Consider the following 11686-nt stretch of genomic DNA (forward strand, 5'->3'; position numbering starts at 1 on the left):
AGCCTGAACCGACAACGGCCACCAGACCGGAGCTGATGACTTTGAATCCCTTGACTACCAGCGCGTTCGACCTTCCCGACCACCTTTCTCCCAAAGCCGACCCGAAACTGATCGCCGCCGACGAGCAGCACTTCGCGGCCATCGCGGACAGCCTTGAGCAGTCGATCGCCGAACTGTCCGACCGCCTCGACGCCGAGCGCAAGGCGCCCGGCGGCAAGGGCCGGCAGGCGTTGGACCGGGACCTGGAGATCCACCGGCTGAGCGCCCGCCTGCGCGCGCTGCGTCGCTTCGGGTTGGACCTGTGCCTCGGACACATGGTCAGCGCGGACGACCCCGAGCCCGTGTACATCGGCCGACTCGGCCTCACCGACAGCGCGGGCCGCCGGCTGCTGCTCGACTGGCGCTCCCCCGCGGCCGAGCCGTTCTTCGGAGCCACCCACGGCAACCCGATGGGCCTGGCAAGCCGCCGCCGCTACCGCTGGACCCGCGGCCGGATCAGCGACTACTGGGACGAGGTGTTCACCCCGGACGGGTTGGTCGGGCACGCCGCGCTCGACGACCAGTCCGCCTTCATCGCCAGCCTGGGCAGCAACCGGTCGCCGCGGATGCGAGACGTGCTCGGCACCATCCAGGCCGACCAGGACGCCATCATCCGCGCGGGATCGCGCGGCGCTCTGGTCGTCGACGGCGGCCCGGGTACCGGCAAGACCGTCGTCGCGCTGCACCGCTCCGCCTACCTGCTCTACGCCGACCCCCGCCTCGGTCACCACCGGGGCGGCGTGCTGTTCGTCGGTCCGCACCAGCCGTACCTGGCCTATGTCGCCGACATCCTGCCCAGCCTCGGAGAGGAAGGCGTGCAGACCTGCACCCTGCGCGACCTCCTCCCCGAGGGAGCCGCCGCAGCGATCGAGGCCGACCCGGACGTGGCCCGGCTGAAGTCGACCGCGAACATGGTGAGCGCGATCGAGCCGGCCGTCAGGTTCTACGAAAACCCGCCCACCAAGGCGATGACGGTCACGACCCACTGGGAGGACATCCGGCTGAGCGCCGACGACTGGGCAGAGGCGTTCGCGGCACCGGACCCCGGTACCCCGCACAACGAGGCGCGCGACCAGATCTGGGAGGCGCTGCTCGCGATCCTGATGGACAAGCACGACGGCGAGGCATCGGATGCCCTGCTCCGCAAGTCGCTGCTGCAGAACAGAGAGCTGCTGACGACTTTCAACCGCGCGTGGCCGCTGATCGAGGCGGCCGATCTCGTGGGAGACCTGTGGACGGTGCCCGCCTACCTGCGACTGTGCGCTCCCTGGCTCACCCCAGATGAGGTACGGCAGCTGCAGCGCGAGGACGCCCAGGCCTGGACGGTGTCGGACCTGCCGCTGCTGGACGCGGCCCGGCAGCGGCTCGGCGACCCTGAGGCGTCGCGACGCAAGCGCCGGCAGCAAGCCGCTCTGGCCGTCCAGCGCGAGCGCATGGCCCAGGTCGTCGACAACCTGATCGCGGCCGATGACGACGGCGAAGGCCTCGTGACCCAGCTGCGCCGCGCCGACCTCCAGCGCAATCTGGTCGACGATTCCGAACTGCCCAGCGCCGAACCGGACGTGCTGGCCGGCCCGTTCGCGCACATCGTCGTCGACGAGGCGCAGGAGCTGACCGACGCGCAGTGGCAGATGTTGCTGCTGCGCTGCCCGTCGCGGAGCTTCACCATCGTCGGGGATCGGGCCCAGGCCAGGCACGGGTTCACCGAGTCGTGGCAGGAACGGCTCGGGCGGATCGGGCTCGACCGGATCACCCTGGCCTCGCTGAGCGTCAACTACCGGACGCCGGAGGAGATCATGGCCGAGGCCGAGCCGGTCATCCGGGCCGCGCTCCCGGACGCGAACGTGCCGACCTCCATCCGCAGCGGCGGCGTCCCCGTCGTCCACGGATCGGTTGCGGAGCTGAGCTCGGTCCTCGACAGCTGGCTGGCCGCGCACGCCGACGGGATCGCCTGCGTCATCGGCGATCCCACGTTCCGGGAGACGTCCCGTGTCCGGTCGCTGACTCCGGAGCTGGCGAAGGGGCTCGAGTTCGACCTGGTCGTCCTTATCGACCCGGAGGCGTTCGGCGAGGGCATCGAAGGAGCGGTCGACCGCTATGTCGCCATGACCCGGGCGACCCAGCAACTCGTCATCCTCACGAGCTCCTGACGTCAGCCGGACTGCAGAGCGCGCGGCTCGGGCGCGCCCTGCGCGCCGGCTCCTCCGGCTCGGCGTCGCCGTACGGCAGCGCCGTTCCCACCCACCAGGAGCCAGGTGGGCCCGTCTCGCGGGTGCTGGAGCACGCCGCCCACGGTCACGGCGGGGAATGACGGCCGAGCACCCACACCACGGTGATCATCGGGGCGGGGGTGCTCGGCATGGGCGCGGCCTGCGGGTTGCGGTGCGGCTACCACCACCGATCATGCTTGGTCATTTCGTGACCGGTACCTCAGCTCCATGAGATCGCTTCGCCGTACATCTTCTGGCTACCCTATGCTACATATCGATTACCTTGTGTCACATTGGGAGCTCCTGTGAAGGTCGCCTGCGTCGGTGGTGGACCCGCCAGCCTGTACTTCTCGATCCTGATGAAGCGGGTGGACCCGTCCCACGAGATCACCGTCTACGAACGCAACCCGGCCGGGTCGACGTACGGCTGGGGCGTGACGTACTGGGACGAACTACTCAGCAACCTCCATGCCGCCGACCCCGAATCCGCGCAGACCATCAGCGAGAACTCGGTCCGCTGGGACAGCTGGGTCGTGCACGTCCACGACCGCACGACGGTGACTGTGGAGGAGGGCGACGAGGGCTTCGGCATCGGCCGTCGCGAACTGCTCGCCATCCTCGTCGAGCGGGCCCGCACCCTCGGCGTACACGTCGAGTTCGAGCGCGAGATCGCCGGCGAGGACGAGCTCGCCGGCGCTGACCTCGTCGTCGTCGGCGACGGCGTCAACAGTGTGCTGCGCGAGCACCACGCCGACCACTTCGGCACCAAGGTCGCGGTCGGGCGGAACATGTACATGTGGCTCGGCACCACCAAGATCTTCGACGCCTTCACCTTCTCCTTCGTGGAGACCGAGCACGGCTGGATCTGGTGCTACGGCTACGGATTCAGCCAGGAGCACAGCACCTGCGTCATCGAGTGCTCCCCCACGACCTGGAAGGGACTCGGGCTCGACCAGGGCACCGAGGCCCACAGCCTGACCATCCTGGAGAAGCTCTTCGCCAACCTCCTGGACGGGCACCCGCTGATCGGCCGGACGCACACCGACGGCAAGGCGCACTGGCTGAACTTCCGCACCCTGACCAACCGGACGTGGTACCGCGACAACCTCGTCCTGCTCGGGGACGCCGCGCACACCACGCACTACTCCATCGGCGCGGGCACCGCCCTCGCCCTGGGCGACGCCGCCTTCCTGGTCGAAGCGCTCCACAGCGAGCCGCGACTCCAGCCCGCGCTCGCCCGGTACGAGCGCGAACGCATGTCCGCGATCCGGTCCACCCAGAGATCGGCCCGCAACAGCGCCCGATGGTACGAGAACCTGCCCCGCTACATCAGCATGCCTCCGTCGCAGATGTTCGTACTGCTCGGCCAGCGGCACTCCTCTCTGCTCCCGCACATCCCGCCGCGGCTGTACTACCGGATGGACCAGGCGGCCGAATGGCTGGCCTCGAAGGTCGTACGGTCCCCCAAGGGTGACGATTAGGTCATCGCTGTGCCGTCGGGTGGGTGGCTGACGGTTCCACGAGCGTCAGCACGTCGGCCAGCGTGGACAGGAACGGGCCGGGCCAGTCGTCCTCGCGCGAGTGGGCGTCGTTGTCGGCCCAGCCTGCGGCCCGAAGCATGGTCTCGGCATGACCGGCGCCGCGCACGTTCAGCCGGACGATCAGCCCAGGACGAGCGGAAGTTTCGCGGCCAGCTCGCCCAGCGTGGCCTTCTCCGCGTCGGTCGGGACACGTCGTCCGGTGCCGACCAGCAGCGCGTCCTTGTCGGAGAACGACGCTGGGAACGCCGCCCCGGCGATCTCCTCCAACATCTCGCGGGAACGGGCGAGGCCCTCGGCGGGCGGTTCCGCCGCGCCCGGGAGGTGCGCGATCAGGTCGAGGTGGTGCAGCGTCCATTCCAGAACGTACGCGGAAAGGTAGTCGCCCACGGTGAGCACCTCGTCGCGGGTGCCGACCCGGAGGTCCGGGTCGGCGAGCTGGGCGGCCCGTCCGGCGGCAGAGCCGACGTCGTCGAGGTGGAACGTGAGCAGCCGAGGCTCCTCGTACGCGGCGGCCAGCCGGACGGTCAGCGCGTCGAGCGGGTCGTTGCCGGTCGGCGGTGTTTCGGCGACGTCCCAGTAGGTCACCGCGTTGCGCGTCGGTTCCGTTTCGGCGGGCGTGACGAGGGTGATCAGGACGTCCTGAGCGTCGATGATCAGGTGGCACACCAGGTCCCGCACGAGCCAGCCGCTACAGCCGGACGGCCGTGCGAAGTCCTCATCCGGGAGTGCGGCGACGGTCGTGCGCAACGCCGTCCAAGAGCGCGAGAAGAGATCCACGGCCGCAAGCTAGCAGTCGGCCGCCGCGGCTATGCCTACGCTCGCGCTTACGCCGCGGGTGGCGATGCGGACTCTGCGGCATACCACTCGACGACTGTGTTCTCTCCCATAGGGCTACCTCGGTCGTCGTGGTTGCTGTACAAGCCCACTGTATAGAGATCAAGAAGGCCACTCCCCATTCTTGGAAGTGGCCTTCTATCTGGGAGCCGCCTTCGGGACCCCTTCATTGGTGTTCGGCAGCATGTGATCACGTGAGGCGGTACTGCTGTATCGCGATGCTGTACAGCCTTCAAGGCGTACGGGTCCGAGGTGCTCAGGTCGTCGGCTGAGCCGGCTCGGCCGCCTCGTCAGCCGATCCGGCCTGCCCGCCGCAGAACACCTCCTTGACGAGCCTCTGCTGGGCCTTCTGAAACACCTCGGCCGTGGCGGCGAAGTCGAGCGCGGCGTCCCCGGTGGTCAGCGAGGCGGTCAGGGTCCTACTGCCGTCGGGCGTGCTGTACATCAGCGCCCCCCAGCCGAAGAAGCCGCCGTTGTGGGTGATGACGGCGCCGCCGCAGTCCGTCTCCTGCACGAACACCCCCAGGCCGTAGCCGATCTTGGGGTACGGCTTGCACATCTCGGCCAGCAGCGGGGCCGGGATGAGCTTGCCGCCCGCCAGCGCGGCGATGAACGTGTGGAGATCCTCGGTGGTCGAGATCATGTCACCGGCAGCGGAGACCCAGGAGGGGCTCATCCGGGTGACGTCGGCCACCTTCCACTGGCCCGTGTCCTCGTACCGGTAGTAGCCGTGGGCGTGCGGCTCGGGGATCTCCGGCGAGGCACCCGGCACTATGGTGCCCGACAGCCCGAGCGGACCCAGGATCCGCCGCTGCATCTCCTCGGCGAGCGAGCGGCCGGTGACCTTCTCGATCAGCAGCTTGGCCAGCACGTAGTTGGTGTTGGAGTAGCTCCAGTCCGTCCCCGGCGCGAACCGCACCGGCTTGGACAACGCCAGCCGTACCAGCTCCTCCGGCTGGTAGGTGTGGGACAGGCCGTCCACGTACTCCTGGCCCTGCCAGGGGATCCCCGGCACGATCGTCCCGTCGGGGTAGTACTCGCCGGTGAAGTTGAACAGCCCGCTCGTGTGCTGCAGCAGCATCCGCACCGTGATCTGGCGGTCCAGGTCGAACTCGGGCAGGTAGTCATCCGCCGGAGCGTCCAGCCCGATCTTGCCATCGGCCACCAGTTGCAGGACCAGGGTCGCGACGAAGGTCTTGGTGTTGCTACCGATCCGGAAGTGGCCGTTCGTCGGCGGCTTGGCGCTCTCGCCCAGCTTGCGCACCCCGGCACTGCCGACCCACTCGCCGTGCGGATCGTGCACGCGCAGTTGCACCCCGGCGAAACCGGAGTCGACGATCTCCTGGATGGCATTCTGCAGCTCCGGGCGGTCCTGCCCGGTCCGCGGGGTGAGCTTGTCCTGGTCGGTAGGGGTGATGGACATGCTGGGTGCTCCTTTGCGTTTTGGTGGAATGCGGTCCTGTTGATGCGCGGGGGGTATCTGGATTGCTCAGGTCGGGTCGCCCGAGGGGATCTCACCCAGCCTTGAGGCCGCAATCGCTGAACCGTTCATGGCATCCACCATCGCCGACCGCTCTGATACCGGGCTGTTGCCGTCCTGACGCCGCCAGCCGGGCATGTCCCCCGTGGCCGCGTTTGCGGACAGTCGATGAATCGGTGCTCGGCCCCAGGCACGATGAGCAGCTCGACATCCTCATCGGTGGTGATGAACCGGGTCGACCAGCCCGAGCCGGTTTGGCCGCCCTGGCGGGCTCGGCCCCTTCCCTGACCCGGCACGCCGCCGTGTCACGGGGTCCGGAGCGGACCCCGTGACACGCTGTGGCTGCGCGGGTCGGCATGCCGTCAAGCGCCGTCGAGGGCTCCGGTGATCTTGCGGATTACGTCAGCCATGGTGGGGCTGGGCTCGCCCTGGCGGGTGCGGGCGGCTGCCTCGATGGCGACGATGACGGTGTTACGGAAGTTGGCGGCCTCTGCCGGATCCTGCTGCTTGAGCAGGCTCATGGCCGCCGTCAGGGCCGGCAGCACGTGGTCGGCGATTTCGGCGACGGACTTGCCGTCCAGCTTGATGTCCTTGGTCTTTTCGGCGAGCACATGCCCGACCAGGCCGGTCGCGGAGGCCAGGGCGATGGTGCCGTGGGTGGCGACCTTGTGGGGTGAGCCGGCGGCATCGGCGGCGGCCATCAGCGTGACGGCGCCGTACGCGGCGGTCCGCAGGGTGGTCTTGTCCTGGTCGGTAAGGGTGATGGACATGATGGTGTGCGGCCGCCAGGGGCTGACCGTTGGGTGTCGTGGGTTGAGGGCGGGCATACCGGGCGCGGGTTCGGTGTCAGTCGTCGATCGCCTGGTAGAGCGTGGTCCAGAAGTCGTGGATGAGCCGCGCCGAATCCGGGACCGTCATCCCGACCTGGGTCAGCACGATTCCGGTGAGCTGGTTGTCCGGGTCGGCGTAGGTCGAGGTGCCGGTTCCGCCGTCCCAGCCGAACTGGCCGATGGGCGCGTAGTCGCCGCGGTAGGTGCGCACCGCCATCCCGAAGCCCCAGCCGCCATGCAACCCCTGGCCGAACGACACATGGACGTTGTTGGTGGCCAGGGCGTCGCGGGCCGCGTTCTGCTCGGGCGTGAGGCGGTTGGTGGTCATCAGCTGGACGGCGGGCCGGGACAGGATCCGTTCGGTCCCGTGCATCCCGTGATTGAGCAGCATCCGGAAGTAGGCGTGGTAGTCGTCGACGGTGGAGACCAGCCCACCGCCGCCTGACTGGAACGCCGGAGGCTGGCTGTACTGTCCGCCTGCCGCCTCGTCCCACACGATGAACTGTCCGGTCTGCGGGTCGGGGGCGTAACTGGGCGGCAGCCGGTCGATCTTGCCGGCGGGCACGTGGAAACCGGTGTCCTTCATCCCCAGCGGATCGAGGATGCGGTCGCGCAGAAACGTCTCGAACGGCTGGCCCGTGACCCTCGCGACGAGCACGCCGAGCACATCGTGGCTGATGTGGTACTGCCAATGCTCTCCGGGCTGGTACATCAGCGGAAGCGTGCCCAGGCGGCGCATCCACTCGTCCGGCTCGGGCACCGCTGACCCTCCCTGGGTGAAGACCCCCCGCTCAAAGAGCGCGGACATGATCGGAAAGCTCAGCGACGTCAGATCAATGCCGAGTCCGAACGTGGAGGTCAACAGGTCCCGTACGGTGACCGGCCGCCGCGCCGGCACGGTGTCGTCCAGCGGGCCGTCGATCCGCTTCAGCACCCGCCGGTCGGCGAGTTCGGGCAGCCACGGATCGACCGGGTCGTCCAGCCGCAGCCTGCACTCGTCGAGCAGGACCATCGCCGCCGCCATCGCGACCGGCTTGGACGTCGAGGCCATCCGGAAGATCGTGTCCCGGCGCATCGGCGTGTCACCGTCATGACGCATCGTCCCGATCGCTTCGACGTGCGTCTCGTCGCCCCGGCTGACCAGGGCGACGAGCCCGGGAATCTTCCCGGACTCGACATGCCGTGCCAGCACCCCGCGCAGTCTGCGCAGCCCCGCTTCGGAGAAGCCGTTAATGCCTTGTCTCATTATGAAGCTCCTTGCGTACAGTGCTTGATTTGCCGGGCTCGTCCCGGCGTGGCGCCCATGGGTTCGGCGAGCTGGGCCTGGTGAGCCCGTGGCGCCTATGCTCCGGCTCGACGTCCCCGCCGGACATCCAGGTCGATCGCCTTTCGCAGCCCCGAGGCCGCAATCGCTGAACCGTTCATGACATCCACTGTCGCCGACCGCTCTGATACCGGGCCGTTGCCGTGCTGACGCGGCTGCTGACACGACGATCGGGATCAGCAGTTGCATACGTGATCAACTGCGGGCAGCGCCGTCGAAGCGCCATCCCACAGGAGGTGGATCAGGCGCCGCTGGGCGCGATCCATTCGGTCAGCTCGACGCCGATGCCGTTGGGGTCGGTGAGACGCATCAGCCACTCACCCGACGGGTCTCGCCACAACTGCCTGGTGATGGGTGCGTCCTCTGCGGCCAGGCGCGCGCGTATTCCTTGGCCAGATCGGTGACCGCGAACGCCACCACCGGCTGCGCGATCCGCTCTCGCGGCCGTTCGAGGTCGCGCTGGCGCAGCAGGATGTCGGCGGCCGCATCGTCGCAGCTCAGCCAGGTGAAATCCGGGGTGTCGAGCACCTCACGGAAACCCAGCTAGGTGGTGAAGAAGCGGCGGGAGCGCATGCTGCTCCTGGCGAGCGTCCCCGTTCACGTGGTCACGGCCCGCCTCGGCCACACCGACCCCGCGATCACTCTGCGCGTGTACGCCCACGTGATCTGCTCCGCAGAAACCGCCGCCGCCGATATCTTCGCCAAGTCTCTGGAAGACGGCTGTTAGCAAAAGGCCCCCCGCGATCATCGCGGAGGGCCTTTGAGCTGGAGCCGCCTTCGAGATTCGAACCCGAGACCCCTTCATTACGACGGCAGGGCAGATGTCCCGTCAACGCGCGACCGTCGTGCTCAAGTGGTGATCGTGGAGAGTCGGCATGCAACCGTGTAAGACGGGGTTGCTGTACGCGCTGCTGTACAGCCGCTTATGTCTACAGTGCCGCATGCGGTCGCCGGGCCGTCAGCGCCTGTTCAGTCCCCGCATCACCGGCAGCCCCGCGCCGGAGTCGAGCACGAGGCGGCCGTCCAGCGGTCGCGCCAGCGTGACGGTGATCGTGGCTGTCTTGAGTATGTCCGGGCACGCCTCAGCGGAGTCGGATCTTCTCTCATCCACATCGACCACAACCAGTTGGTCCGTTTCGTAAGCGCGTGCCCCGTGAATGGTGTCGCAGGCGCCGTAGCCGTACCGCAGAAGCAGCTCGTCCGGCTTGCCAGCGACAAGGTCGAACGCCATCACCTCTTCGACGCCCCCCTGCATCCGTTCGGGACGCGCAGTAACAGCCGAGGGGTCGACCGCCACATGGACCTTCTTCTGCTCGACCCCCTCGACGGTGAACATCCAGGCGGGCACCTGGATCGTGCCGCGGCTGGTCTCCAGCGGAACCTTGCCCAGTCTGGCACCGGTCACCCAGAGCGAGCGGCATCCTTGGGCCGGACACTCCTCCTCGATTAGGTCAGCCGGTTTGCTGAACTCCCCATACGCGCTCGCCGCCGTGATGAGCGGCACCTGCGAGACCTCGCCGTCCGGCCAGCGCACGTCGGCGCGGTCCGGGAAGTTCTTGGGTAGCTTGGCGGCCAGCCGCCAGGCGCCGTTGTGCGAGCTTCTGTTCACCCAGGCCGGGATTTGGCGCACATGGTTCCATCCGCGCGGGTTCAGCACTTCCAGTGCGACGAACCCTTTGCGCCAGGCGTGGTCGTCGGCCGAGCCCTGCCAGCGCTCCGCCACCTCCCGGGCACGCCTCTCGAACTTGTCAGACGAGGCGCCATGGGATCCACCAGGCGAGGCCTGAGGGACCCCACCGCAGGAGGACAGGAGCAGCATCAGGGGCAGACACGCGATCAGTCTTCGCACGAGACCTCCTCCACTCCATGATCAGCCAACGCCCGACGCCTCCGCTTGGCTTTCCGGGTTTCCTACGATCTCCTCCTGCGGATCCCCTCGCCCAGCCCCTTATCCGGTGGCAAGGATCGACGAAGTCGGTCCGCGGCAGCGACCGCCCCAGCCACCAACGGCGAGGACCGAAGTCACGGCCTTGACCACTTCGATACAACCGCGATCGCGATCAGCAGGAATCCTGCTTCTGACCTGGGCATTAGGTCTGCGGACGTCCGCAAGCGCCCGGGGGTCTGTGCCTCGATCGTCACTCAGTTCGTCACTCGGCAGACTGCCGGATGACGAGATCAAGACGGACGCCCGTAGCTCGACTACTTCACCGCACCGATGTACGGCTACCCCTGGGAAGCGAGAAGCGTCCGTAGACGACGAATCTCCTCGACGAGACGAGGTACGTCCGATCGCGCATGCGCGATGAAGTCGGCGTTCTCGTCCCACCGAGCGTCTTTAATGTCGATGTACCGCTCGGGAAACTGAACCAGCGTCGCCGCGACCATCTTCTGACCATCCCATGCAGGCCAACGAGGGCTATCGACATGCGGCGTGGTAGAGATCGCAACCAGATTCGTGGCCCAGGCGTCGTCCAGAAGACACAGATGCCACGGCCCTGGAGTCGCGGCGTTCGCTCGCTCCTCTATGGTTCGAAGCTCTTCTTCCGTCATGTCGCTAGGCCAGCCTCTTCCACGTCGATCGACTGAGCGCCACCGCCATGCTCACCTCTGCGGATCGCCCGTGGTTGGCTCTGGATGCTGCACATAGGTGCCCTTGCCGTGCACGCTGCGGATCAAGCCGCGCTCGCGTAGCTCCCTGATGGCCCGGCGGATGGTCATCCTGGCTACGCCGTACTGCTCCGAAAGGTCCAGCTCGGACGAAAGCCGCTGCCCCGGCTTGAGATCGCCACGTTCGATCTTGGCTGCGATGTGGTTCGCCACGACCAGGTAGACCAGCTCGGGCCCGTCGCTGTCGATCTCCGGGTAGTCGTTCTCCTCGGCCACGCCTCACAACATAGAGGCCCTCTGACCTGCAAAAACACCTAGATACTTCTGTAGAGGTATAGAGAGGTCTATATTCGATACATGGACTCGGAGCTGTTCGACCTGGCCCGCGACCTCGTCGATCCGCCCGAATGGGAGTGCCCCGGCATCTCGCCACATCCGGCTCGCGCTCGCCCTAACCGCGCCGCCCTCTCCTGGACCCTTCCCGCCCCCGACCGGTATCGCGTCCATGAGTTCACCTGCGCCTGCACGGCGGTCTACTACGAATTGATCTCACGCGGCGGGTCGTACTTGATCCACAAAGTGGTGCAGCTCGACACACCTGCGCACACCTTCGCCGGCCCATGGCCTCACTCGGAGGCGCGCCGCTGGTGGCTACTGCTCCTTCTCGGTGACGCACGGTGAAACCAATGCTCCTAGGGACACCAGGTAGCCCGATGGCAAGGACCGACGAAGACATCCCAGGAGCTTTGATGTCAAGCAGCAGCCTCTTGGGCATGGTGGGACCAAGCGGTCGCCTCGTCGTAGAGGGTGCCGCTCTT

The 11686-nt window shown here is 67.6% G+C and carries 13 protein-coding genes; 4 read left to right on the top strand and 9 right to left on the bottom strand.

The features are described 5' to 3' along the window. The first annotated feature begins 41 nt into the window (after positions 1-41). Both helR and ACFXJ8_RS27985 read left to right on the top strand, forming a co-directional pair. Positions 42-2189: an RNA polymerase recycling motor ATPase HelR gene (gene helR, locus ACFXJ8_RS27980; RefSeq protein WP_379646946.1), complete on the top strand. Its 2148-nt coding sequence runs from the start codon at positions 42-44 to the stop codon at positions 2187-2189. Positions 2190-2554: 365 nt separating this feature from the next. Beyond that, positions 2555-3730 (top strand): FAD-dependent monooxygenase, encoded by a 1176-nt coding sequence (locus ACFXJ8_RS27985; protein WP_379646947.1) that lies wholly within the window; start codon positions 2555-2557, stop codon positions 3728-3730. Position 3731: 1 nt separating this feature from the next. Here ACFXJ8_RS27985 and ACFXJ8_RS27990 read toward each other — a convergent pair whose 3' ends face one another. The 6 genes from ACFXJ8_RS27990 to ACFXJ8_RS28015 form a co-directional block, all read right to left on the bottom strand. Continuing rightward, positions 3732-3869 (bottom strand): hypothetical protein, encoded by a 138-nt coding sequence (locus ACFXJ8_RS27990; protein ID WP_379646948.1) that lies wholly within the window; start codon positions 3867-3869, stop codon positions 3732-3734. Between the two features lie 41 nt (positions 3870-3910). Continuing rightward, complete coding sequence (locus ACFXJ8_RS27995; RefSeq protein WP_379646949.1) at positions 3911-4567, bottom strand: maleylpyruvate isomerase N-terminal domain-containing protein; 657 nt, start codon at positions 4565-4567, stop codon at positions 3911-3913. 313 nt (positions 4568-4880) lie between these two features. Further along, entirely contained in the window at positions 4881-6047 is a 1167-nt protein-coding gene (locus ACFXJ8_RS28000; RefSeq protein ID WP_379646950.1) for a serine hydrolase domain-containing protein, read from the bottom strand. A gap of 419 nt (positions 6048-6466) precedes the next feature. Then, positions 6467-6874 (bottom strand): hypothetical protein, encoded by a 408-nt coding sequence (locus ACFXJ8_RS28005; protein ID WP_379646951.1) that lies wholly within the window; start codon positions 6872-6874, stop codon positions 6467-6469. 76 nt (positions 6875-6950) lie between these two features. Further along, positions 6951-8180: a serine hydrolase domain-containing protein gene (locus tag ACFXJ8_RS28010; protein WP_379646952.1), complete on the bottom strand. Its 1230-nt coding sequence runs from the start codon at positions 8178-8180 to the stop codon at positions 6951-6953. A gap of 387 nt (positions 8181-8567) precedes the next feature. Continuing rightward, entirely contained in the window at positions 8568-8786 is a 219-nt protein-coding gene (locus tag ACFXJ8_RS28015; RefSeq protein WP_379646953.1) for a hypothetical protein, read from the bottom strand. A 19-nt stretch (positions 8787-8805) separates the two neighbouring features. Here ACFXJ8_RS28015 and ACFXJ8_RS28020 point away from each other — a divergent pair, with 19 nt between their 5' ends. Then, on the top strand, positions 8806-8985 hold the full coding sequence (locus ACFXJ8_RS28020; protein ID WP_379646954.1) for a hypothetical protein: 180 nt from the start codon (positions 8806-8808) through the stop codon (positions 8983-8985). 231 nt (positions 8986-9216) lie between these two features. Here ACFXJ8_RS28020 and ACFXJ8_RS28025 read toward each other — a convergent pair whose 3' ends face one another. From ACFXJ8_RS28025 to ACFXJ8_RS28035, 3 genes are all read right to left on the bottom strand, one after another. Beyond that, positions 9217-10107 carry a hypothetical protein gene (locus ACFXJ8_RS28025; protein ID WP_379646955.1) on the bottom strand — a complete coding sequence of 297 codons (891 nt, stop codon included), beginning with the start codon at positions 10105-10107 and terminating at the stop codon, positions 9217-9219. A 377-nt stretch (positions 10108-10484) separates the two neighbouring features. Further along, positions 10485-10811 carry a hypothetical protein gene (locus ACFXJ8_RS28030; RefSeq protein ID WP_379646956.1) on the bottom strand — a complete coding sequence of 109 codons (327 nt, stop codon included), beginning with the start codon at positions 10809-10811 and terminating at the stop codon, positions 10485-10487. Between the two features lie 51 nt (positions 10812-10862). Beyond that, entirely contained in the window at positions 10863-11144 is a 282-nt protein-coding gene (locus tag ACFXJ8_RS28035; protein ID WP_379646957.1) for a GntR family transcriptional regulator, read from the bottom strand. 81 nt (positions 11145-11225) lie between these two features. Here ACFXJ8_RS28035 and ACFXJ8_RS28040 point away from each other — a divergent pair, with 81 nt between their 5' ends. Next, on the top strand, positions 11226-11549 hold the full coding sequence (locus tag ACFXJ8_RS28040) for a hypothetical protein (RefSeq protein WP_379646958.1): 324 nt from the start codon (positions 11226-11228) through the stop codon (positions 11547-11549). Positions 11550-11686 lie beyond the last annotated feature (137 nt).

The sequence above is a fragment of the Nonomuraea sp. NPDC059194 genome (genome assembly GCF_042754765.1).
Classification (GTDB): Bacteria; Actinomycetota; Actinomycetes; order Streptosporangiales; family Streptosporangiaceae; genus Nonomuraea.